Below are 23610 nucleotides of genomic sequence, written 5' to 3' on the forward strand. Positions count from 1 at the left end.
TATCAGAAAATTTATAGCCTTATTTTTACTTTTTTATTGTGGTAACGAGATATTTTTACTTTAAATAATGTTTTATAATACGCTCTGCCGCATAACCATCATTTTTTGTATTCCACAGCTTATTGAATTCACTCAGATCATTTTGACCTAACGGTTGCTTTAAAGTTGCAAACAGCTCTTTTGTGGTTTTTAACAGCGGACCAGGAAGCCATTGTTCGAAATCAGATTGAATACCGATTTTATCTTGATATTCATCAAAATCATAACAATAAAATAAAATCTCCTTTGCATTCTCCAACAATGAATAATCAAAAATAACCGATGAATAGTCCGTAATCAATCGATCCGTTACCGGCAAAATTTCCTCAGTTAAAAGATCGTCCAACCATAAAACTTTTTTATTTGCAGCAAAGTGTTTACGAATAGCTTGTCCACTTTCTCCTAAATGAGGATGAAGTTTAATTACCAACACTTGTTTTTCATCTAAATGATTCATGCTTTCAAAAAAGGACGGCGGCAAATCAATATAAACTCCATTATTTCCTTCACGATAAGTTGGTGCGTAAAGAATAATTTCCTTGTCTTTTAAATCAGGATACCTCTGGTAAAAAAGCTTTCTTTTTTGTAAAGCCCATTCTGGATGTGAAAATTTATCAGATCGCGGATATCCTAAGATTAACATCTTATTTTTTTTTACATGATAGCTTCTAACAAAAATCGCAGCCATTTTAGTTGAACCAACGACATAATCATCAAACTGATCATATACTTCTTGGAATCTTTTTTTATCAGCCAAACTTCTCATCAGTGTTTTTGGCTCTTGCCATCCAAATGATTTGACAGCACCATTTGCATGCCAGACTTGCACAACTTTAGTTTTCCGATGATCAAAGCGGCAACCCGCTAAAAAAGCGTAGTAATTATCACAAAATAAAATTTTAGCATTTAAAACTAGCCGCAATTCTACCAGAATAAAATGCAACCCTTCTGTGAAGCTCACTGTCTCTACTCCAGCGCTATTCAGTTCCAATGCAGCTCTTTTACAATTCGGATAATACAATACAATTAAACGTTCTTTTTTGCTTGCACACTTTTTAGATAATCTTAGAATAAAGTCATTATTATTTCCAAAACTCATCAAGTAAATTACCAATTTTGGCTTCTTTGAGGTAAAAAGAAACGAGAAAAAGCGTACCAACCAAATATAAATTATTTTTTTCATTACCTCAACATACTTCCTTAAAAACTATTTTCACTCCTTGCAGGACTGCTACTTTATGGCTCAGGTTCATAAAAATGCCCCATAATTTTAACATTATCTGAAATACTAACAAATGCATATGGATCCGATTCCTCCATTGCATTTTTTAAATCAAGTTGTTCATAGCGCGAAATAACGGTAAAAAGAATTGTCTTTTGATCATGCCGGTATGCTCCTTCAGCTCCATGAACAATAGTAATCCCGCGACGCATATGGGTCTGAATGCAATCAACGACACTTTTAGGTTTGGTTGTTACGATCATAACCTGCATCTTTTGCTGCCGTGTATACACAATATCCATCACACGTGCATTGACAAATATTCCAAGTGCTGAATAAAAAGCATATGGCCAGCCATAGACTGCCCCAGCAGCAAAAATAATTAAAATATTAAAACTAATGTTAATTGTCCCAATACTCTTACCTGTACGCCTGCGCAAAGTCAAGCCAATGATATCTAAACCACCTGTTGAGATTCCATTTTTTAAAGCCATACCCGTTCCAAAACCATTTATCGCTGCTCCAAAAATAGCACAAATAATCGGATCTTTTGTTAATGTAACTACCGAAATCGACTTAATCATGATACTTGAAAAAATAACGGCTAAAAATGTAAAAAAAGTGAATCGATGTCCAATCTGCTTCCATGCCAAAAAAAACAGTGGTACGTTAAGTATAAATAGCAATGCCGCTGTTGAAAGTTGAAAAGGAGCATATCTTTTTACCAACGTTGCTATTAACTGAGCTAGTCCGGTTATCCCAGATGAATAAATATTACCAGGAACCCAAAAAAAATTCATTGCCACTGAAACCAGAATGCCATAGATAAAAGACGTTGAAGCACGTGCCACGTACTGGTGTCTTTTCAAAATCTGCTGAATCTCATCCATAAATCTTTTTTATCTCCTTATTCTATCGAACAGGTCTAATTTGACCAATTATTTTTTTTAAAGAACTGGCGCGACTTTTCCTCCATCTCGAAGCGAGCAGGATCTTTTTTATAAAATTCTTGATGATAGTCCTCAGCTGGATAAAAAGGTTTTGCGTCCTCAATCTGAGTCACAATTGGTTCACTGAAACGACCACTCTTCTCTAATGCTTTTTTTGATGCAACTGCAATTTTTTTCTGTTTCTCGCTGCTCGTGAAAATTACTGGTCGATAATTGTCGCCTCGATCCTGAAATTGCCCCATTGCATCAGTTGGATCAGTCTGTTGCCAATAAATTTGAACAAGCTGCTCATACGAAATAACTTCAGGATCAAAAACTATCTTAACAGCTTCAGTATGTCCTGTGCGATGTGCACAAACTTCCTCATAAGTTGGATTAGGAACATGTCCTCCTGTATATCCAGAAACAACTTCTATGATTCCAGGTTGTTCATCAAACGGTTTGACCATGCACCAAAAACAACCCCCCGCAAAAATTGCCGTCTCTTGTTTATTTTTCAAAATCAACCCTCCGCAAAATTCATTTTTGTGATTACTTTATAAGATAAACTAATTTCACATATTCGGCAACATTTCGGTCCCAGTTTAAAAGCACTAAATGGACATCAAAAGGCTATCATTTACTATTGAAAAGAGGGGTGTAAATAAGTCCATAACTTTTGACCCCTAACGCAAAATTACAACCACATCGCGTCCCAACCTATGCCCAATTCAAAGTCAGATGGGATAAAATAAGGGAGCTAGATCAAAATTTGACTTTTGAACCAGTTCCCTCTTTTTTTACTTTTTATTGTACGAATTAACATGTTTCAATATATATTATTAACGCGTTGCATGCTCCTGACTCACTCTTCAAAAACAAGCCTAGTCTTCAGTCGTATCGAGGTGAAGCTCATCTAACTGTTTCTGGGCTACCGTACTTGGAGCATCTGTTAATGGTTCTGACGCTTTTGAATTTTTAGGAAAGGCAATGACTTCGCGAATATTATCTTTTCCGGAAAGCAACATTGCAAAACGATCTAACCCAATTGCCAAACCACCATGAGGTGGGAAACCGTAATCCAATGCATCCATGAAGAATCCAAATTGCTCTTCAGCTTTTTCCTTAGTAAAACCGAGTGCTTTGAACATTTTTTCTTGAATATCACGTTGATGAATACGGATTGACCCGCCACCAAGCTCATAACCATTCAAAACAATATCATAGCTTTGTGCATGAGCCTTATGCGGATCCGTAGTCAATAAGTCAACATCTTCCTCATTCGGCATTGTGAATGGATGATGTGCAGCTATATATCGATGAAAATCTTCACTGTATTCGAATAATGGCCAATCAACAACCCACAAAAATGCAAATTTTGTTTTATCGATCATATCAAGTTCTTTGGCAATACTTGTTCGCAGATAACCTAAGGAATCCGCAACAACTTTGCGCTTGTCGGCAACAAACAAGATCAAGTCACCCACACCCGCATTGGCTGCCTTTTTGATGTTCTCAACATCATTTTTAAAGAATTTCGCAATCGGACCTGAAAAACCAGTTTCCGTAACCTTGAGCCATGCCAGCCCCATTGCACCGAAACGCTTGATATATTCTTGTTTGCTCTCAATATCTTTACGCGAATATTTTTCCGCGCCATTAGGTACAGTAATTGCCTTAACTTGGCCACCTTTTTCAAGAATCGTTTTAAAGACCTTAAAATCAACATTTCTAACTGCATCAGCCATATCAGTCAATTCCATCTCAAAACGAATATCTGGTTTGTCCGAACCATACCGATCCATTGCCTCATTCCAAGTCATCCGCGGAAGTGGCAATGTCATTTCAACTCCCAGCGTTTCTTTCATTACACGCTGTAATAATCCCTCAGTAATATCTTGAATTTCTTCAGCTGACATAAAAGACGTTTCCATATCAATTTGTGTAAATTCAGGTTGGCGATCTCCTCGAAGATCTTCATCACGGAAGCAACGAGCAACTTGGTAATAGCGGTCAAAACCTGCACCCATTAACAATTGCTTAAACAACTGTGGTGATTGTGGTAATGCATAAAAATGTCCAGGATAAACACGTGATGGTACCAAATAATCCCTTGCACCTTCTGGAGTAGACTTAGTCAAATATGGTGTCTCAATATCAATGAACTTATTTTCATCGAGATAACGATGAATTGCTTGCATGATTTTACTTCTTGTAATAATTGCTTTCTGCATTTCTGGCCGACGCAAGTCAAGATACCGGTATTTTAGACGCAAATCATCCGAAACATTGATACCATTCTCAATATAAAAGGGCGGTGTTTTCGCTTTATTCAAAAGTTTGACTTCATGAATTTCAACTTCTACCTTACCTGTTTTCATTTTGGAATTAATTGCATCATCATCGCGCGGAACAACTTTTCCTTTGGCTTCAATTACGTATTCGCTTCTCAGACTGTCAGCAACTTTCAATGCCTCAGGTCCAAATTCTTGACTGAATACCAATTGCACAATTCCTTCTCGATCACGTAAATCAATAAAAATCAAATTGCCCAAATCGCGCCGCTTTTGGACCCATCCTTTTAAACATACTTCTTGGTCAAAGTATGATTCATCAACTAGTCCGCAATATATTGTTCGGTTCATTTTTTTTACTCCTTTTCACTTTCAACTATATCTTGATAAACTTTATCAAATCCAGTATAAACATCAGCTAATGAAACTGCTACTTCATTTCCAGTTTGCATGTTCTTCAAATTTGCTTTACCAGCTTGAAGTTCTTCTTCACCAATCGTTAAAGTCAGATGTGCATTCATTCGATTGGCTGATTTAAATTGTCCTTTGGGTTTGCGTCCCAAATAATCACGTTCAGCGCTGTACCCTGCTTGGCGCAATGCTTGCACCATCTTTAGAGTCTCCTCATTCGTAACTTCTCCAATTCCCACGACATAGACATCTAAATCTTCATCAAGAGGCAAGTCAACTTTCTCGGCTTCCAAAACTAGTAACAAACGTTCGACACCTAGTCCAAAACCGATTCCTGGAACTTCTGGTCCTCCGAGTTGTTCAACTAAACCATTATAACGACCACCAGCGCAAACTGTCGTCCAATTTCCTCCAAAAGCTTTTGAATTGCTCATAATTTCGAAAATCGTGTGATTATAGTAATCGAGTCCACGAACCATGTTTGTTTCAATTTCAAACGGAATCTCCAGAGCATTCAACAGTTTTTTAACTGTATCAAAGTGAGCAGCTGCATCATCAGTCAAATAGTTCAAAATCGAGGGTGCATTTGCAACGATTTCTTGATCTTCCCGATCTTTGCTATCAAGAATACGTAAAGGATTTTTATGTAACCGTTCCTTGGAATCATCACTTAGCTTACTTTCCAATGGTTCAAGATATTCCATTAACGCTGCATGGTATTTCGCACGCGATTCAGCATCTCCCAAAGTATTAATTACTAGTTTAAGGTCGTGCAGTCCACACTGACGTAACAAATTGATTGCCATTGCCATCACTTCAACATCAAGAGTCGGATTGTCAACACCAAAAGCCTCTACTCCGATTTGATGAAACTGCCTTTGTCGTCCTGATTGTGGACGTTCATAACGGAACATTGGTCCCATATAAAATGTTTTAAACGGGCGCTGGATTTCTGGACCGTACAATTTATTTTCAACATACGCACGTACTACACCTGCAGTTCCTTCTGGTCGCAAAGTGATATGACGTTCACCCTTATCGAAAAAATCATACATTTCTTTAGTTACAATATCAGATGTCTCACCTGATGTTCGCGAAAAGACTTCGAAGTTCTCAAAAATCGGCGTCCTTATTTCATTATAGCGGTATTTTTTAAATAACTGTCGTGCTATTCCTTCTATATACTGCCATTTTGCTGATTCACCTGGAATGATATCAGTCGTTCCTTTTGGGCGTTGATACTTCATTTTATTTCCTCCTCTTTTCTAAAATAATTGTGCCAATAAAAAAAGCCCTTGCCACTAATGCTTGACAAGGGCGCAGTTATGCACGGTACCACCTTTATTTATACTTCATGGGATAACGCTGCAAACGGCACGCACTAGCATGCACCTCGAAAGTGTCTTCACTCAATCAGTCAGATGGAAATTTCACCAAAATTCCACTCTCTCAGCAAACTTAATAAGTTACTCTTCTCTCGTACGGCTCAAATTATACTGTTATAAACATACTAGAATTGGCAACTAAAGTCAAGAGATGCTTGTTATAGTGAAAATAAAATCAATTGTTATCACATTTTTTGTTTGCTATTATTTTCTTTTTGTTATAATAGTAGTCAGTAAAAGTAAACGGGGTCTTGATGTATGCACAAAAAAAGGAAACGCAGCAATTTAATTTTAGGCTTTTTGATATTATTATTGGCATTGATTTTGGTATACCGCACTACAAGCTATTTCAAACAAGTCGTTGTCGAAACAACAACGGCCGAACTAAAAAAAGGCCCTGGAATAGAATACAAAACAATCACGCACCTCAAGGAAAAATCACGACTCACAATTATCCGAACAAAGTATCACTGGTCATACGTCAAAACATCCAGTAATCAGTTTGGATGGGTTGCCGATTGGATGATCAATCCGCAGAAAGCCAACAAAATACAATCATTATCAAATGCAACGATTGTACTTGATCCTGGCCATGGAGGTAATGATTCCGGCGCACTTTCTAGTGGGGGCAAAATGGAAAAAAAGTACACGCTGATTGTTGCTAAAAAAGTAGCAAGCGAACTTCGTGATCGTGGTGCAAAAGTTTATCTGACTCGTCAAAAAGATGTCTACGCCACTCTTAAATCACGCTCTGATTTATCCAATACTGTACATGCTGATGCTTTCATCAGCTTTCATTTTGACTCATCACCACAGGAAAACGGTGCCTCAGGCTTTACCACCTACTACTATCACCGGCGCTTATCAAATGGACTTGCAAAAAAAGTCAATAATCAACTCGATAATCTGCCACTTAGCAACCGTGGAATAGACTTTGGTGATTTCTATGTATTACGCAACAATAAATTTCCAGCCGTTTTATTGGAAATGGGTTACATCAACTCTGAACGTGATTTTGAACAAATAAAATCCCCTTCCTATCAAAAAAAAGTAGCAGCTGATGTTGTTTCAGGGTTAGAAAAGTACTTTGAAAAATAATAATTTTCAAATAAGTAATCAAAAAAGGTTGCGTCAAAAATTATATTTGACCAACCTTTTTTCCAACAGTTTACCTGTTGATGCTTTTGATATACCCTGTTTTTCTTTCGGCTTTAATCAGAGGGTAATTTCCAACAGACGTTTAATTCGCCTGTCTGGTACAACTTTAGCAACAATTATATCATCGGGATCAAACAGAATACCCTTTATACCTGCTTGGTGCGCCGCATTAACATCCAAGGCCCTATCACCTATCATAAATGCATTATTCTTGTCGACCTGATACTGCTCGCACAAAAAATTTAAAGAAGCTGGATCTGGCTTACGGGGAAAATTATTCTCAGAAGTTACGTAACCCGTAAACAAATTTTTAAACTGATCACGTTCAATTAGACTAAGTGCGCTTTTATTGCGATGAGTCACCAAAAAATTTCTTCCACCTTGTTTAATAACCCAATTACATACCTCAACTGCGCCTTCAAAAGGGAGATCGTCAGCTTGTTCACTTTTTTCGATAATTTGATATTTGTCTACTATCATTTTTTTCTTTTTAGAATCAACTTGTTTCAGAAATTTATCAAACGTCTGATGCAGTGATGTTCTTCGCATCGATTTATAAATCTGATCACGTTCAACACTAAAGTTATATGCCGTGCAAGCTTCGACAAAAGACTTCACCATTCCGCGATATGTATCGTAAAGTGTTCCATCAAAGTCCCAAAAATAATCCGCCATTCAAAAAACCTGCCTTCAGCTTCTTTTTTTCTTTCTTTTAATCCAATCAACCGCAATATTCATTGCTAATCGGCAGGCATTTGTTTGATCCAACATGTTCTTCACAGTAAAATCATGCGTAATTCCCTGAAATCTTATTTGAACAACATCTCCGCCTGCATCCCTTATTTTTCGAGCAATTGCTTCCCCTTCATCACGAACGACATCAGCCTCTGCCGTCATAATCAATATTTCGGGAAGTGTTGCCAATTGTTTCAGTGAAGCTTGAAGGGGTGAAAAAAGATAACTCAGTGGATTCTCTTCTTCACCCAAATATTGCTGCCAGGACCATTTCATCTGTTCTCGTGTAAGATCATATCCACCAGCATATTGATGGTAAGAATGAGTGTCAAAATTTGCATTAACAATAGGACAAAATAGAACCATCTTGTAAACAGGAAGATTTTGTTTCTCCTGCATCAGAATCGCCAATGAAATAGCCATCCCTCCACCAACGTCATCCCCCGCCATAATTAATCTTGATAGATCAAAAGGATATTTTTTTGAAATATTTGGCAGATGTTCAAAAAGTGCTTCCATTTGTCTTAATTGAGTTGGTGCTTTGCTTTCAGGCGCCAACGCATATTCTGGAAAAACCACACCAACATGCGTGCGATTGACTAATTCATGAATTAGTTTACTATGCGTTTGAATGTTTCCTGTTAAAAACTGACCACCATGGACATAAAAAACTACAGGTACCTTTTCATCAGGCCGCAGATTTACAGGATACAGAACTTTGAAAGATATTTCCCTTAAATCACCATCCAGAACAAGGTGCTCTGCTTTTTCAATAACATCATGCTGATATACAGGGGAACCTTGCTCCAGTTCAAGGCGCTCACGAATGACTTTGACTCCAATCGTAGTAGGCACAAACACATTATTTCTCTGCTCACACAATTTCTGAGCCGCACTCTCTAGCGATATTAATTGCATCAAATTCCCCCTACCAAACTATTAGTCATTTTCTGTGTCATAAATAATCGTTACTGGTCCATCATTCACCAGCTCAACTTGCATATTTGCCCCAAAAACACCTTCTGAAACTTTCAATCCTTCAGATTTGAGCGCCATATCAAAAAGGTGATAATTTTTTTCAGCCAATTCTGGAGCCTGAGCTTCCGTGAAGCTTGGTCGATTCCCCTTACGTGTCGCAGCATAAAGTGTAAACTGCGAAACGGATAATATGGCTCCGCCAGTCTGTTTGATATTCAAGTTCATCTTCCCATCTTCATCAGAAAAGACACGTACATTAGCCACTTTATGGGTTAAATGATCAATTTCTTTTTGACCATCACCATCTTTAAAACCAACCAACAGCAACAATCCGTTTTTAATTTCACTTATTTTTTTCTCATCTATTTTCACAGATGCTTGCGCAACTCTTTGCAAAATAACACGCATACCTTTATTCTCCCAATTTTAATGAATTATTCTTTTAACAACGTAAACATCAGGAACCCGTTTAATATTATCAATCACCCTTTGTAGATGAATTCGATCTCGGATACCTACAGTTACATCCATTGTTGCCATTTTATTGCTATCTACACGACCATTTACAGAGTTCAAATGTCGTGTACTATTATTTAGAGCCTGCAAAACATCATTCAATAGTCCTGAACGATTATAACCTTGAATTTGTAGGTCAGTATTATAATATGTTTTGTCATCAGGAATTACATTCCAAGATACTTCAATCAGACGGGTTCCTGAATTCTCTGCACTTTTAACATTCGGGCAATCAACACGATGAATCGACACACCCCGCCCCTTTGTAATGTAACCAACAATTTCATCACCTGGTACCGGGTTGCAGCAATGACTCAAGCGAACAAGCAGATTATCGACACCCGCGATTGTCACGCCTTCTTCACTTTTACGATGTTCGCTGGGAGGTTCCGCCTCATTTGAAATTTCTTGATGTTCTTCCAGTAAAGCTTTTTCTTCCTGAAGCTTACGATCAGCTTCTTTTTCTTCACGGATTTTTTCAGTCAGTATATTAATGATACCTAATGGGGCAAGTTCTCCAAAACCGATTGAAGCATATAAATCATTAACTGATGAGAACTTACGTTTACGTAAAACCTTATTAATATTATCCTGCGTTAAAACCTTCTTAGGTTCGAACCCCATCTCTAGTAAATTTTCATCAATAATTTCCTTGCCTTTATCTATGTTTCCAACACGATCTTGCTGTTTAAAAAAGCGTTTGATTTTATTGCGCGCTTTACTTGTGTGCACCAATTTTAACCAATCACGACTTGGCCCGGCAGAATTGGTTGATGTAAGAATATCAACAATATCACCATTCTTAACTTGGTAATCTAAAGGGACAATCTTACCGTTAATCTTGGCACCAACCGTTTTATTGCCAATTTCAGTATGAATCGAATACGCCATATCAAGCGGTCCGGCTCCTTTTGGCAACTCCAGAACATCTCCTTTGGGCGTGAAAACATAAACACGATCACCAAAAAGATCTCCCTTAACACTCTCGACAAATTCTGCAGCATCACTTGTTTCATCCTGCAATTCGATAATTTCTTTAAACCAATTGAGCTTATTGCCGGTATTATCTTGATGAACGCCTTCTTTTTTCCCTTCTTTGTAGGCCCAGTGAGCAGCAATACCATACTCAGCGACACGATGCATCTCATCTGTTCTGATTTGAACTTCAAATGGTTTTCCGCTTGGTCCAATGACGGTGGTATGAAGGGATTGATACATGTTAGCCTTGGGCATTGCAATATAGTCCTTAAAACGGCCAGGCATTGGCTTCCATTTAGTATGAATAGCACCTAAAACGGCATAACAATCTTTGATCGAACGCACAATAACACGAACGGCTAACAAATCATAAATCTGGCTGAACTGCTTATGCTGGTCCTTCATTTTACGATAAATCGAATAAATGTGTTTCGGTCGGCCGTATATTTCACAGCTCAAATTCAAGTCGGTGATTGCTTCTTTGATTTCTGTAATTGCTGTCTCAACATAATGAACACGTTCCGTTCGTTTTGAATTCATCAAATGAACAATACGATAATACTGCTGTGGATTTAAATAACGCAGAGAAATATCCTCAAGTTCCCATTTTATTGTGCTGATTCCTAGACGATCTGCCAATGGAGCATATATTTCAAGTGTTTCGTTAGCAATCCTTCGCTGTTTATCTGGACGTAAATGACTTAAAGTCCGCATATTATGCAAACGATCTGCAAGTTTAACGATGATAACTCGCAAATCCTTTGACATCGCCAGCAGTAGTTTACGATGATTTTCTGCTAACTGCTGCTGATGTGATTTATACCGAATCTTGCTCAGCTTAGTAACTCCATCAACAATAATTTGAACATCTCGACCAAACAATTCCCCGACATCACCAAGAGTTACCGGTGTATCTTCAACAACATCATGTAAAAAACCGGCACATACTGTTGCAGGATCCATTTTTAATTCTGCCAAGATTCCTGCTACTTGTATTGGATGAATAATGTACGGTTCACCAGATTGGCGATATTGTTCCTTGTGTACATACATTGCAAGCGCGTATGCTTTGCGTACTAAGGCAACATGTTCCTCATTCATATAGCTTTCGACCATATTAATGACGTCATCTGCACTCCAATTAGTCTCCTTCTCCATCTTATCAGCTCCTAAAAATAAATATGTAAAATAAAAGCACGTGTTCAAAAACTCAAACGTGCCTTAGAAAACTCTGCTCGATTATTCTTTCGTAATTCCGTATGCTAAATAAGTAATCACAACATAAATCAGTGAAAAGTAGTATGCATAGTTCTCAAAAAACAATTTAACACCGAGAAGGTAAATAATTGGGAAAAACAAAAGATAGACAGCTGGTTCTTTTTTGGAACCAACTATTAACCCTGATAAGACGGCGTAAATAACATTAACACCGAAAAGTGCAAAACCAATCTTTTGAACGTCACTAAGATTCAATACTGCTAAAATAATCGGAATCACTAGTGAAATAGCAAAAGCAACTGTTAAGTACCACAATGTTGTAATAGAAAGAATTTTTTTAATAACCATCAATGTCCTCACTTTGTCAATAATTATATTCATTTTAACCTAATTTAGCTGTTTGTACAATGACAATACAGCTTTCAGCATTTTTGAACTTTCTTAGTTGAGCTCTAATGCATAAGATAGGGCTGACAGCAGATACAAGGGTGCAGTTTCAGCACGCATAATGCGCGGACCTAGCCCAGTTAAGGAAAAATCATTACTTTTAAGATACTGTATTTCGGCTGGTGAAATACCACCTTCTGGCCCAAAAACAGCAACTAGATGCAAATCCTTTATACTCCTCTGTTGCTTTTTTACCCTAGAGACAAGTTTTGCTAAAGATGCCGTTTCACCCTCTTTAGCAGCCTCCTCATACGCAACCATTTTTTCCGAATATTTTTCCAATTGAAGTGTTTTAATGTTTTCGATATACGAAACTGTTGGTACCATGACTCGATGAGATTGTTCTGAAGCTCCTCGAATAATTTTCCTCAGCCTAACCAGCTTTTTCTCTTGTTTTTTCTTGTCCCATTTCACTATCGAGTAGTCACCTGAAAAAAAAATAAAATGTTGTGCTCCGAGTTCAGTTGCTTTTTGGACTATCCAATCCGCCTTATCCTTTTTAGACAATCCGCAAACAATTGTAACCTGAAGTGGCAATTCAACTGTATGTTCAATTTCTTTGCATACTCTTGCTGTAGCTGAATGCTCCGCAATCTCCTCGAGTTCCATAACAGCGACCTTTTTATCTGCCGTAACAACTTCAAAGCAATCACCAGGTTTCATTCGCATCACGATGACAGCATGGTGATAGATTTCAGTTGGCAGCACCAACCTGGAACCTATTTTCGACTGTTCTATAAAATATCTTTGCATGCTTTAACTTACTCCTTGCTTGATGGCTTCCGCGCAATAATTGAAACCCATTTTTCATCTGTGGCAACCTGTTCAATATGCAAAGCTTGCTCTAAGACAGCTTTTTTCAAAGTATCCTTCTTATCCAAAATTATTCCAGAGGCAATAAAACAACCACCTGCTTTCAAATGTGCTGGTATGTGCGGCAAAAGTTCCAATAAGACTTCTGGCAATACATTCGCAACAATTAAATCTGCCGTGTACGATATTCCAGACAATAAATTATTAAGCCTAATCTCAATGTCTGTTGCAAATGGATTAAGTTTGACATTTTTACGTGCGGATGCCAACGCATCCTCTTCGATATCATAAGCATATATCTTGCCTGCCCCAAGAGCTTTAGCTGCAATACTTAGAACTCCTGAACCTGTTCCAACATCAATTACCTTCTCATTCCCTCTAATAGTCTCTTCAAGAGCACGCATCGCCAAGATAGTTGTTGGGTGTGTTCCAGTACCAAAAGCTTTCCCAGGATCCAAACTTATAACTTTTTCATCAGCTTGTTTTTTTTGATACTGTTCCCAAGAAGGAACAATCGTAAGATAACGCGTCACTCTACGTGCATGATAGTATTTTTCCCATTCCACAGACCATTGTGAATCCTCCAAAGGTTTAAGCTTAATGGCTACACTTCCTGGATTGAGTCCAAAATTCTTCAAATTCATAATTTTTGCTTTTATTGCAGGTATCCTTGCAGATACTTTCTTAGTACTTAAAAAATATCCACTTAATTTTATTTCAGTTGAATCTTTTTGTCGAAAAAGCTGGTCATCGTTTTTGATTCCTTCTGCCCCTTCATTAATGAAGATATTTTCAATTGCTGCTTGAACTTCATTAGAACTTATAATCGTTAATTCTTCGCACTGCACCTTTCTTCCTCCCTCTGATGTTTCACAAAAATATTAGTACTTTGGATATAAAAGACGATACCCATTTTCATTCCCAATATTATTTAATATCTTTTCATATTCCTCATTTGACCACTCTAGTTCAAAAACATCCGCATCTTCATTGTTCAAAAAATCAAGCAGATCTGACTCCCCGTTGTCCAAAACGATCTGTAAATAGGTAAAAAATGCTTTTCCTTGGGCAAGTGTCCACCCTTTTTTACCTTCAAAAGGTAAACAAACCAAATAATCATTTTGGACTTTTTTCGGATCAAACTTAGTACGGTCATACAATAAGATCGAATCAACAAAAGTTATTATCGGTTCATCAGATTCAACTTCTTTCATATCCAAAATAACTTCCTGGGCTTTATTTTCTGCATAAAATGTTAAGTCTAAAGTAAAGGTATGCTGTTCTTTTTGCCAAGATACTTCTAAATTCCCATCAAAATCAAGCTTTTCTAAATTTTTCCCTATGAAACTCAAAAGATTTTTTTTCATCCCGACTACCGCCTTTTCTAAACATCATTCTAACTGCTACAGTATTGATTATACTATTATTATCTTCATATTCGCCATGCTGGGGTATTAATAATAATTATATACCATATTTTGCTAAATCTCGGCAATTCTTATAAGCTCAAAACACGCTCTAACTAGTCTTTAAGTCTTTTTTTTGCTAAAATTAACTTATGTATACTACACAAGGAGGAGAATAAATGTCAATTTCGAAAAAAAAGATGATCTTAGATTTAGATACTGGGATCGATGATGCACTTGCGCTCGCTTATGCACTGGCTGACCCTGATTGTGATTTAATTGGAATTATCGGATCCTACGGGAACGTCTATGTTGAGCAAGGTGTTCAAAATAGTCTTAATCTTTTAACTCTGCTTGGTGCGGAAAATGTCCCAGTTTATCTAGGGGCCAAGCATTCTTCTCAAACTGATTCTTTCAAAGTTTTGCCTGTTAGCGCGCAAATTCATGGAGATAATGGTGTGGCTAATATTCAACTCCCTAAAGCACAACGGACATTCGAACAAAAAAGCGGCATTGATTTTCTAATTGAAGCTACCCATAAATATAAAGATCGGCTGTTTTTTGTGCCTACTGGTCCATTGACTAATTTAGCTCAGGCTATCAAAAAAGATCCAGAAATTATTGATTTAATAGGCCATGTTACACTAATGGGAGGTGCTTTAACCGTTCCTGGAAATGTCAGCCCAGCAGCTGAAGCTAATATCCACCAAGATCCTGAGGCTGCAAACGATGTTTTTCAAACCCACCTTCCTTTGACAATGGTTGGTCTTGATGTTACGACAAGAACTTTATTGACAAGAAAAGAAACAAAATGCTGGCGTGAATTAAATACTCAAGCCGGAACTGTTTATGCAGATTTAGTAGACTACTATATTGAAGCCTACAAAACAACTAATCCGCATCTTGATGGGTGCGCACTTCATGATCCCTTAGCAGTTGGTGTCGCTATTGACCCAAGCTTAGTCAATAAAATCAAATTAAATCTTAAAGTGGAAACAAAAGCACCTTTTGAGGGTCGAACGATCGGTGATGAAACACGTCTAAATGATTCAAAAGTTACCACAGATGTCGCAGTCAATGTTGATAAAATCAGATTTCTGGACAAATTCATGAATCGTTTGACACCTCTGTTCGCTGCTCACTAATATAGAGAGGGTGAAAAAGTGAAATTTGTTGGAATTATCTTGTATGCTACTTGGCTCCTATTATTGCTTTTGCGTTACGCAAACATACCAAAAGAAACTTCATTTTCATATAGCAGAACTTTTTTTGGAAGTCTGGCCTGGTACCGCAACATACGAAACCTTATCTTAATTACCGCCCTCTTCATAGTCGAATTATACTTACCCATCAAATCACTCTACTTGCTATTTCTGATTACTGGTATTGTTATTCTTGCGTTGTGTATAAATAATTTAAGATTACGTATTGGACGATTTTTGCCCACGATGACAACATTTATTTTTGGACTTGGTATTTTTATAATCTCTTGTTTTTTTGTTTTTAACCTATGATATTTAACATTATATATTCCTTTTAGGTCAAGCTCTCTTTAAGCCAGCTGGCCTTTTTTTGTTCATTTTTTAAAAATTGCATATCACAAATTAAAATGTTGTATTATGCAATAATACTATTAATTAGGCTACACATTAATAATTATCATTTTCATGCGTAGCAAAATTTAAAAAAATACGTATCTATTAAAAGTTCGATTAAATTTATTTTACAAAGTTTATGTTTCAGCTTGTTTTGAAAGCTAGCTTAAAATATCACCCAATTAAACCTCATCAATAAAAGATCCACTCTCTTAATTTAAAAAATCAAAAAGCATACCATTTGATGAATTTTTAAACTATACACTAGATTCCAAATGTTACCTCTTCATATTTGTATCATCTAAAGAGTTTAATAGTTCAATCAACAAATACAAAAGCACTTTAGTTGCATTTTTGATTCAATTTAACCTATCATTGGGTTGAAAGATGATAGCGTTCTTATTGTATCCCTATTTTTTAGGGCTTGTCTTTTTATCTTTGGAGGTGAAAAAATGGATGCGTTAAAATCAGTCTTTAAGTTCATGCTGGCTAGTACATTAATCGTCGGTGGTGTCTTAATTGGAGGAACAATTTTTGCTGCTAAGCGAATTGACTCCTTGGGCGAAAAGCTCAGGAAGATAATCCACTAATATATACTCCAGCATGGGAGGTGATGAATTGCCGGCATGGAAAAAAAGTTTCGTAATATTGGTTGGGTTATTGCAGATCGTCATTGGTATTCTCGTGATACTACACACTTATTATTTCGATTTAAGTCAATTCTATTCCTTGAATCAATGGCTATCTGATACTGAAGATGGTCAGCTCTTGTTGCTCTTTAGTCAGGTTTTTATTGTTCTCGTGGGCTTCATTTTTCTAGGTACTGGCTTGTTCAGCCATCGAACTTCAAATCAACTTGTAATCTTCCAAGACCACACCAATCGTCTCATGATTGATCGTTCCGCTGTTGAGCAAAACCTAAGGCTTGTACTTTCTAAAGAATATGATATTGCAAATATTGATATCAAGCTCAAACTTTTAAAGAACAAGCGACAGGCCAAAGTCAAAATTACAGGAAAGTTGATCAATGAGACTGATTTAGACAGTTTAGAGAAGGATATTTCAAAAACAATCCAAACCAATCTGGAACAAATTTTGAATATTGGCGTAAAACATCTGACTTTAAAACTTTCACCTTACAGTGAAGGCGACAAAGTGACAGTTATATGAGGGAGGGAGGTCTAATGAAATTAAGATATGTTGGGGCCCTTATCGGTCTGTTAGTCAGTGTTACATGGATTACTTTTGGGTTCTGGAAAATGATAGTTATCGTGATCTCTATCGGAATAGGCATATCATTTGGTGCCTGGCTGGACTTGCAAGGCTGGACCTTTAAAAGCTTGCTCGTCAAACTGCTAGATAAGCTAACTAATTAGGAGGAAAAAATAATGGCAATGAATACTACTAGTGAACAATTGAAAACAAAATTAACCTTCGATGATCAGGTTATCAAAAAAATCGCAGGTATTACAGCAAATCAAGTTGAGGGCGTTATTTCACTTGATGGTAATGTTTTTAGTGAATTAACTGATCGCTTTACACCAGGTTCAGATACCACTAAAGGTATCGATGCGGATGTTGGTGAACAGCAGGTTTCCTTAAAATTAGATGCCACGATCGAATACGGAAAGAATGCTACCCAGATTTTTAAAGAAGTATTGGCTAAGGTTAAACAAGCCTTAAAAGAAATGACTGGTCTAACTTTAGTAGAGTTTGAGTTACACATCAACGATGTAAAAACAAAAGCTGAACTAAAAGATGAAAATAATTCAAAAGAATAAAAATTTTATTAAGATAAACCTATTATAATAAAATTTTACTTTAGGCCTTGTCCCCTTTGCTTGCAATGCTATATTGCAGCAAGGGGATTTGCTCTCTAAAATTTTTCAATTTGTTATCAAAACAAATAGATGTTTGCAATTTCAGCAAAGAAATCAAAAATTATGCTAAATATGCTAAAGGAGAAAATAAAATGTCAGTTTATAGCTTTGAAGTAACTGCAGATAACGGTGAAAAATATTTGTTAGAACGCTACGCTGGTCACCCACTGTTGATTGTGAATACAGCCACAAAATGCGGGCTTGCTCCTCAATTTAAAAAGCTTGAGCAGTTGTACAAACAATATCAAGATAAAGGGCTTATTGTTTTGGGTTTTCCTTCAAATCAGTTTCATCAAGAAGTCAAAAATAGTCAAGAAGCTGCCGAAACGTGCCGCATTACCTATGGTGTTACATTTCCAATGCATCAAATTAATGATGTTAATGGCGAGAAAGCCTTACCTTTATTCAAATATTTGACTACAAAAGAAAATGGCATACTTAGTAAAGCAATTAAATGGAATTTTACAAAATTTCTAATTAATAAAAAAGGCATTCCCGTTAAGCGTTATGCACCTACTACTGATCCTCTAAAAATTGCACCAGATATTGAGCAATTATTACAATAGAAATTGAAAAGTTTCTTTCATTAAAAGCACAACTGTAGTGTACTTAATACTTGTACTTTATAAGATTCCTGAAACTCGTGTCAGTTCTTAGAAGTCCCTTCTTATTTTATTGAAAAAAACAAAACATCTATCATCTATCTCATATCCCATACTTTTATTTAAAAAAACTCCCTTTTTCCTTATTTCAAATTCACACTTGGAACGTTTTTTAAAATTTCAAAAAAATTTTTAGACCAATATTATAAAATATATTTGTCTAATTCCACCTAAAAGTGGTAATCTAATTGTATACACGTTATTTGTATTGTCGTGTATATTTTGTGTATTGGCAGGCAGGTATTCTTGCAGATATTCATGTTTAGATAATGATTCATTAATTAAGGGGGAAATTAAATTGCGTCTTATAGACAGTGGTACCACGTGGATTTTTCTGATAGCCATGCTGGTATTTATGGTTAGCGCAGTTTTTTTGATTGTTTTTTCAACTAAAAATAGACATTACAAGAAAACAATAACGATGTTTGTTTCATCATTTGCAGTTACCTTTTTCTGTATACTTTCACGGACTCATCTTCTAAGAGCAACTTTATTAAGTCTTTTTATCTTGTTGCTGGCTGTGATCTTGCAAAGGGCCACTAAACATTACCACATCTTAAAGAACTGGAAAATTGCTAAATCATTAATAGTTCTTGGTGCAGTATTGTTGTCGCTAAATGTTACTGAGATTTTGTATGTCCGCTCATACAAAAATCAAGTTCCAATTGCTAAAGCAAACAAAAATGATAATCATTTGGAGTATTTGCGGACCAATCATCGACAAAAAACTCATTTTGAGGGACCTTATAAATCTGTTCATCATGCTTCAAAAGTCCAAGATGACTAATTCTGCTCGTTGTTATTTTAATATATTACTGTAAAATTCAAAACCTTTTGTGTTTTTAATACATTTTCTCAAAAGTAATAAGAATTCGGGAATAATGTATCCTCACAAGGGGCTTTTATAGTGTTTATTTAAGAAAAGAACCGAACAACTACAACTGCTAAATATATTGCATTTTCTTGCAAAAAGATATTTATTTAATTAATATAACTGCTTAAAGATAATTTTTCTCCATTGTTTTTACATTTGGTATTGTATTTCGTACACCGACATATTATACTTTGGGTGTTAGTTAGTTGCTATCTAACACTAGGCTATGAGTTGGGTTGCTCATTGCCTTTTTATTATGTCCAGAATTTTATCGCATTTCAGTCTACTAAAAAAACCAGCTTAACGCTGGCTTTTAAAAAATATATTTTTTTATTGAACAATAGTCAACCCCACTTATCCCTTAATGAAGAGCTGTAATAAAAGCAAATATTCCAAAAAATATTCCAGGAAGATTAGCCCAAAAAACCGGCCAATCACGATTCCTTTTGAAATACGCATAAACACACCAAAATGTGCAGTTCACCGCTGCAACTAAAGGTTGAATCGGATTGCCATAATTACCTTGTAAGTTGCTCATAATCTGCGGGATATAAGATACGTACATCAATACTGCTAAAATTGTCGCAACTCTTCCTAAAATACGGATAAATTTAGTTTCTTGCTCCAAAAAAAGAACCTCCTCGGTTTAACAATTATCTAAGTACACATTCCAAATTGTATAGATTTATTGCGCATAATGCAAATGGTCAAAAAATACTAGAAATTAAAAAAGGTTATTTTCAGAAACAGTTAAGCAAAATATTCAGCCATTATAATCACAAGTGTAAAAGAAAGCAAGGCAAAAGAAAGAAAGAAAAAATCACTCTTCGTCCGTTTTCAAAACGGCCATAAAGGCTTCCTGAGGTACCTCTACGGTGCCAACCGACTTCATCCTCTTCTTGCCACGTTTTTGCTTTTCTAGCAGTTTAGCACGCCGATCAGGATCACCTGTATGAATCTTAGCAGTAACATCCTTTCGATAAGCCTTAATGTTAGTTCTTGCAACTATCTTTGCCCCGATTGCAGCTTGAATCGGAACTTCAAAGTTTTGACGTGGAATAATCTCTTTTAGCCGAGATGCTATCGTTCGGCCCCTTTCTGCTGAAAACTGACGATGGGAAATAAAGCTTAGAGCATCAACTTTATCTCCATTCAATAAAATATCAATTTTAACAAGATCACTCGGTCTCGTTCCATCTAAGTCGTAATCAAGCGATGCATAGCCGCGGGTACTCGATTTCAATTTATCAAAAAAATCAAAAATAATCTCTGACAGCGGCATTTCATAAAGCACGTTTACACGATATTCGTCCAAATAGTCCATTGTCAAGAAATTTCCGCGCTTCCGCTGACAAAGTTCCATTACAGCCCCTACATAATCATTAGGGACCATGATAGTTGCCTTAACAAATGGTTCATTAATTTGTTTGATACTCGAGGCTTCAGGCATCGCAGCTGGATTATCAACTTTTTTATGCGTTCCATCAGTCAGCTCAACATCATAAGTAACAGAAGGAGCAGTTGTAATCAAATCCATGTTAAACTCACGTTCAAGCCTTTCTTGAACAACATCCATATGCAATAAACCTAAAAAGCCACACCTAAAACCAAATCCCAATGCTTGCGAAGTTTCTGGTTCAAACTCAAGGGCTGCATCATTCAATTGTAATTTTTCAAGCGCCTCACGCAAATCGTTATACTTGGCATTGTCAGTCGGATACAGTCCAGAATAAACCATAGGAACCATTTCACGATAGCCTTCAAGTGCTTTTTCAGCCGGATTGTCAGCATTCGTAACAGTATCCCCAACACGTGTATCTTGAATGTCTTTAATGCTAGCTGTTAAATACCCAACATCCCCAGCCATCAAAATATCCCGTTTTAAAGGTTTGGGTGAGTTAACCCCGACTTCAGTAACTTCATATTCAGTGTTGGTATTCATCAAACGAATACGATCCCCTGGTTCGACAGTTCCTTCAAAAACCCGAATACTTAAAACAACACCACGATAGTCATCGTACACCGAATCAAAAATCAATGCCTTCAACGGAGCATTCAAATCACCATCAGGAGCTGGAACCTCATGAACAACCTTTTCCAAAATTTCTTCAATTCCGATGCCTTGTTTGGCACTAGCAAGAACTGCCTCCGATGCATCCAAACCGATTACATCCTCAATTTCTTGACGGACTTCTTCTGGACGTGCGGATGGAAGATCAATTTTATTGATAACTGGAACAATTTCAAGATCATCATCAATAGCCAGATAAACATTCGCCAAAGTCTGAGCTTCAACACCTTGCGCCGCATCAACAACCAATACAGCACCTTCACAAGCGGCCAAACTTCTTGAAACCTCATATGAGAAATCAACATGACCTGGCGTGTCAATTAAATGGAAAATATACATTTCACCATTTTTAGCATGATAATGCAGCTCAACAGCATTTAACTTAATTGTTATTCCACGTTCTCTTTCAAGATCCATTGAGTCTAAAAGCTGATTCTGCATTTCACGTTTGGAAACCGTATCAGTCATTTCAAGTATTCGATCTGCTAAAGTTGATTTACCATGATCTATATGTGCAACAATGGAAAAATTGCGAATGTGTTTTTGACGCTCTTTCATTTCTTCGATATCCATTCGTATTTCCTACTTTCTTTCAACCAGACATAATTCGTAATCTAAACTCAATTATACCAACGCAAACTATCAAATACAATTAAGCTCTTTCTTTAACTTTTTATTCTATTCTAAATTATCAAAAAGCCTTGAAATACCCAAATATTGGGACACCTCAAGGCTCCTTTTTAAGTTAAAAATTAACGTTTCTTGCGTTTCTTTAATTTTTCAAAGAAAGATTCTTCACCTGTAACTTTTTCGCCACTAGCTTCTGCAAATGACTTCAGAGCCTCTCTTTGTTTCTGATTGAGAGTTTTAGGCGTTTGGACCTGTACAGTTACATGTTGATCACCGTTACCATCGCTACGCAACTTAGGAGCTCCTTTGCCGCGTAAACGGAAAATCGTCCCTGTTTGTGTACCGGCAGGAATTTTCATCTTGACATCACCGTGTACAGTTTTCACCATAACTTCATCACCCAATGTTGCTTGAACAAAGCTGATTGGGAGATTGAAGAAAATTTCAGAACCATCACGTTCAAATGTCTTACTTGGTTTAACGTTAAAGACAATATATAAATCACCGTAAGGTCCATCATTTTCACCAGCTTCACCTTGCCCTTGAAGACGCATCTGATTGCCATCTTCAACACCTGCTGGAATATTAACCTCAACCCTATGTTTTTCACGAGTGATGCCTTCCCCGCCACAAGTAGTACATTTTTCTTTAATAATCTTTCCTTTACCATGACAAACATCACACTCTTGCTGTGTCATCACACGACCTAACGGTGTTTGACGAGCAGCCTGAATCACACCGGTACCATTACACTTAGAACACGTGTCAACTGATGTCCCCTTCTTAGCACCGCTACCGCCGCAAGTTTTACATACCGCATTACGCGTATATTCTATACTCGTTTTCTTACCAAAAATAGCTTCTTCAAACGTAAGGGTCATTTCATACTGAAGATCTCGTCCTTGGCGTGGAGCATTGCGTGACCGTGATGAAGAACCGCCACCAAAAAATGAGCTGAAAATATCCTCAAAACCGCCAGCTCCACCACCGCCAAAATCACCAAAACCGCCGAAGCCGCCAGCTCCGCCACCAAAGCCTTGTTGTCCACCAGTAGAACCATATTGATCATACTGTGCTTTCTTCTGAGGATCGCTCAGAATCTCATATGCTTCATTTACCTCTTTGAACTTTTCTTCTGCTCCTGGCTCTTTATTTAAATCAGGATGATATTTCTTCGACAATTTCCGATATGCTTTTTTGATTTCAGCAGCAGAGGCATCTTTTGAAACACCTAAAACCTCATATGGATCTCTGTTTTCTGCCATTTTTTTCCTCCAATAATAGTAAGTAAGAAGTCTAACTAAGACTAGCGTACCATAAGCAATGCTAAATAAAAAGTCAAAGTCCGTACCGGCCTTTGACTTTTCAT

General features: G+C 36.9%; 24 protein-coding genes. 8 read left to right on the plus strand and 16 right to left on the minus strand.

The features are described 5' to 3' along the window. Positions 1-55: 55 nt before the first annotated feature. The 5 genes from FD20_RS03055 to hisS all read right to left on the minus strand — a co-directional run bounded on the left by FD20_RS03055 (position 56) and on the right by hisS (position 6142). Entirely contained in the window at positions 56-1222 is a 1167-nt protein-coding gene (locus tag FD20_RS03055) for a CDP-glycerol glycerophosphotransferase family protein (protein ID WP_057736117.1), read from the minus strand. Between the two features lie 53 nt (positions 1223-1275). Then, positions 1276-2151, minus strand: a complete 876-nt coding sequence (locus tag FD20_RS03060) for a YitT family protein (RefSeq protein ID WP_057736118.1) — start codon at positions 2149-2151, stop codon at positions 1276-1278. A 35-nt stretch (positions 2152-2186) separates the two neighbouring features. Next, positions 2187-2711 carry a peptide-methionine (S)-S-oxide reductase MsrA gene (gene msrA / locus FD20_RS03065; RefSeq protein WP_157060832.1) on the minus strand — a complete coding sequence of 175 codons (525 nt, stop codon included), beginning with the start codon at positions 2709-2711 and terminating at the stop codon, positions 2187-2189. Positions 2712-3074: 363 nt separating this feature from the next. Then, the gene (aspS, locus tag FD20_RS03070) at positions 3075-4835 is read right to left on the minus strand and encodes an aspartate--tRNA ligase (RefSeq protein ID WP_057736119.1); all 1761 of its coding nucleotides are present in this window, start codon (positions 4833-4835) and stop codon (positions 3075-3077) included. A gap of 5 nt (positions 4836-4840) precedes the next feature. After that, positions 4841-6142, minus strand: coding sequence for a histidine--tRNA ligase (hisS, locus tag FD20_RS03075; RefSeq protein ID WP_057736120.1), 1302 nt, complete (start codon positions 6140-6142; stop codon positions 4841-4843). Positions 6143-6538: 396 nt separating this feature from the next. On the opposite strand from hisS, the gene FD20_RS03080 reads away from it, so the two are divergent. After that, a complete protein-coding gene (locus FD20_RS03080; RefSeq protein WP_057736121.1) occupies positions 6539-7378 on the plus strand; it encodes an N-acetylmuramoyl-L-alanine amidase family protein in 840 nt (279 codons plus the stop codon). A 117-nt stretch (positions 7379-7495) separates the two neighbouring features. On the opposite strand, the gene FD20_RS03085 is transcribed toward FD20_RS03080, so the two are convergent. The 8 genes from FD20_RS03085 to FD20_RS03120 all read right to left on the minus strand — a co-directional run bounded on the left by FD20_RS03085 (position 7496) and on the right by FD20_RS03120 (position 14490). Beyond that, the gene (locus FD20_RS03085) at positions 7496-8113 is read right to left on the minus strand and encodes an HAD-IA family hydrolase (RefSeq protein ID WP_057736122.1); all 618 of its coding nucleotides are present in this window, start codon (positions 8111-8113) and stop codon (positions 7496-7498) included. 15 nt (positions 8114-8128) lie between these two features. After that, positions 8129-9091, minus strand: coding sequence for an alpha/beta hydrolase (locus tag FD20_RS03090; RefSeq protein WP_057736123.1), 963 nt, complete (start codon positions 9089-9091; stop codon positions 8129-8131). Between the two features lie 21 nt (positions 9092-9112). Beyond that, positions 9113-9559: a D-aminoacyl-tRNA deacylase gene (dtd, locus tag FD20_RS03095; protein ID WP_057736124.1), complete on the minus strand. Its 447-nt coding sequence runs from the start codon at positions 9557-9559 to the stop codon at positions 9113-9115. Positions 9560-9577: 18 nt separating this feature from the next. Beyond that, the gene (locus tag FD20_RS03100; RefSeq protein WP_057736125.1) at positions 9578-11803 is read right to left on the minus strand and encodes a RelA/SpoT family protein; all 2226 of its coding nucleotides are present in this window, start codon (positions 11801-11803) and stop codon (positions 9578-9580) included. 81 nt (positions 11804-11884) lie between these two features. Further along, on the minus strand, positions 11885-12211 hold the full coding sequence (locus FD20_RS03105) for a hypothetical protein (protein ID WP_057736126.1): 327 nt from the start codon (positions 12209-12211) through the stop codon (positions 11885-11887). A gap of 93 nt (positions 12212-12304) precedes the next feature. Then, complete coding sequence (locus tag FD20_RS03110; RefSeq protein ID WP_057736127.1) at positions 12305-13063, minus strand: 16S rRNA (uracil(1498)-N(3))-methyltransferase; 759 nt, start codon at positions 13061-13063, stop codon at positions 12305-12307. A gap of 8 nt (positions 13064-13071) precedes the next feature. Continuing rightward, positions 13072-13971: a 50S ribosomal protein L11 methyltransferase gene (gene prmA / locus FD20_RS03115; RefSeq protein WP_057736128.1), complete on the minus strand. Its 900-nt coding sequence runs from the start codon at positions 13969-13971 to the stop codon at positions 13072-13074. Between the two features lie 33 nt (positions 13972-14004). Then, a complete protein-coding gene (locus tag FD20_RS03120) occupies positions 14005-14490 on the minus strand; it encodes a DUF3013 family protein (RefSeq protein ID WP_057736129.1) in 486 nt (161 codons plus the stop codon). A 224-nt stretch (positions 14491-14714) separates the two neighbouring features. Here FD20_RS03120 and FD20_RS03125 point away from each other — a divergent pair, with 224 nt between their 5' ends. The 7 genes from FD20_RS03125 to FD20_RS03150 all read left to right on the plus strand — a co-directional run bounded on the left by FD20_RS03125 (position 14715) and on the right by FD20_RS03150 (position 19453). Then, entirely contained in the window at positions 14715-15674 is a 960-nt protein-coding gene (locus tag FD20_RS03125) for a nucleoside hydrolase (RefSeq protein WP_057736202.1), read from the plus strand. Between the two features lie 902 nt (positions 15675-16576). Continuing rightward, entirely contained in the window at positions 16577-16714 is a 138-nt protein-coding gene (locus FD20_RS13660) for a hypothetical protein (protein ID WP_164478840.1), read from the plus strand. Between the two features lie 28 nt (positions 16715-16742). Further along, positions 16743-17294, plus strand: coding sequence for an alkaline shock response membrane anchor protein AmaP (gene amaP, locus FD20_RS03130; RefSeq protein ID WP_162255612.1), 552 nt, complete (start codon positions 16743-16745; stop codon positions 17292-17294). 14 nt (positions 17295-17308) lie between these two features. Next, on the plus strand, positions 17309-17500 hold the full coding sequence (locus FD20_RS03135) for a DUF2273 domain-containing protein (protein WP_057736131.1): 192 nt from the start codon (positions 17309-17311) through the stop codon (positions 17498-17500). A 12-nt stretch (positions 17501-17512) separates the two neighbouring features. Further along, on the plus strand, positions 17513-17905 hold the full coding sequence (locus tag FD20_RS03140) for an Asp23/Gls24 family envelope stress response protein (protein WP_057736132.1): 393 nt from the start codon (positions 17513-17515) through the stop codon (positions 17903-17905). Positions 17906-18096: 191 nt separating this feature from the next. Then, positions 18097-18570, plus strand: coding sequence for a glutathione peroxidase (locus FD20_RS03145; RefSeq protein WP_057736203.1), 474 nt, complete (start codon positions 18097-18099; stop codon positions 18568-18570). A 394-nt stretch (positions 18571-18964) separates the two neighbouring features. Further along, complete coding sequence (locus FD20_RS03150) at positions 18965-19453, plus strand: hypothetical protein (protein ID WP_057736133.1); 489 nt, start codon at positions 18965-18967, stop codon at positions 19451-19453. Between the two features lie 448 nt (positions 19454-19901). Here FD20_RS03150 and FD20_RS03155 read toward each other — a convergent pair whose 3' ends face one another. From FD20_RS03155 to dnaJ, 3 genes are all read right to left on the minus strand, one after another. After that, entirely contained in the window at positions 19902-20168 is a 267-nt protein-coding gene (locus FD20_RS03155) for a SemiSWEET family transporter (protein WP_057736134.1), read from the minus strand. Between the two features lie 192 nt (positions 20169-20360). Beyond that, positions 20361-22184, minus strand: a complete 1824-nt coding sequence (gene lepA / locus FD20_RS03160; protein WP_057736135.1) for a translation elongation factor 4 — start codon at positions 22182-22184, stop codon at positions 20361-20363. A 179-nt stretch (positions 22185-22363) separates the two neighbouring features. Further along, the gene (gene dnaJ, locus FD20_RS03165; RefSeq protein WP_057736136.1) at positions 22364-23506 is read right to left on the minus strand and encodes a molecular chaperone DnaJ; all 1143 of its coding nucleotides are present in this window, start codon (positions 23504-23506) and stop codon (positions 22364-22366) included. Positions 23507-23610: the final 104 nt, after the last annotated feature.

Source organism: Liquorilactobacillus uvarum DSM 19971 (genome assembly GCF_001434935.1).
GTDB lineage: Bacteria > Bacillota > Bacilli > Lactobacillales > Lactobacillaceae > Liquorilactobacillus > Liquorilactobacillus uvarum.

Coding starts and splice junctions, on each gene's coding strand:
- FD20_RS03055 (WP_057736117.1), bottom strand. CDS start 1,222: ATGAAAAAAATAATTTATATTTGGTTGGTACGCTTTTTCTCGTTTCTT.
- FD20_RS03060 (WP_057736118.1), bottom strand. CDS start 2,151: ATGGATGAGATTCAGCAGATTTTGAAAAGACACCAGTACGTGGCACGT.
- aspS (WP_057736119.1), bottom strand. CDS start 4,835: ATGAACCGAACAATATATTGCGGACTAGTTGATGAATCATACTTTGAC.
- hisS (WP_057736120.1), bottom strand. CDS start 6,142: ATGAAGTATCAACGCCCAAAAGGAACGACTGATATCATTCCAGGTGAA.
- FD20_RS03080 (WP_057736121.1), top strand. CDS start 6,539: ATGCACAAAAAAAGGAAACGCAGCAATTTAATTTTAGGCTTTTTGATA.
- FD20_RS03085 (WP_057736122.1), bottom strand. CDS start 8,113: ATGGCGGATTATTTTTGGGACTTTGATGGAACACTTTACGATACATAT.
- FD20_RS03090 (WP_057736123.1), bottom strand. CDS start 9,091: ATGCAATTAATATCGCTAGAGAGTGCGGCTCAGAAATTGTGTGAGCAG.
- dtd (WP_057736124.1), bottom strand. CDS start 9,559: ATGCGTGTTATTTTGCAAAGAGTTGCGCAAGCATCTGTGAAAATAGAT.
- FD20_RS03100 (WP_057736125.1), bottom strand. CDS start 11,803: ATGGAGAAGGAGACTAATTGGAGTGCAGATGACGTCATTAATATGGTC.
- FD20_RS03105 (WP_057736126.1), bottom strand. CDS start 12,211: ATGGTTATTAAAAAAATTCTTTCTATTACAACATTGTGGTACTTAACA.
- FD20_RS03110 (WP_057736127.1), bottom strand. CDS start 13,063: ATGCAAAGATATTTTATAGAACAGTCGAAAATAGGTTCCAGGTTGGTG.
- FD20_RS03120 (WP_057736129.1), bottom strand. CDS start 14,490: ATGAAAAAAAATCTTTTGAGTTTCATAGGGAAAAATTTAGAAAAGCTT.
- FD20_RS13660 (WP_164478840.1), top strand. CDS start 16,577: ATGGATGCGTTAAAATCAGTCTTTAAGTTCATGCTGGCTAGTACATTA.
- FD20_RS03135 (WP_057736131.1), top strand. CDS start 17,309: ATGAAATTAAGATATGTTGGGGCCCTTATCGGTCTGTTAGTCAGTGTT.
- FD20_RS03140 (WP_057736132.1), top strand. CDS start 17,513: ATGGCAATGAATACTACTAGTGAACAATTGAAAACAAAATTAACCTTC.
- FD20_RS03145 (WP_057736203.1), top strand. CDS start 18,097: ATGTCAGTTTATAGCTTTGAAGTAACTGCAGATAACGGTGAAAAATAT.
- lepA (WP_057736135.1), bottom strand. CDS start 22,184: ATGGATATCGAAGAAATGAAAGAGCGTCAAAAACACATTCGCAATTTT.
- dnaJ (WP_057736136.1), bottom strand. CDS start 23,506: ATGGCAGAAAACAGAGATCCATATGAGGTTTTAGGTGTTTCAAAAGAT.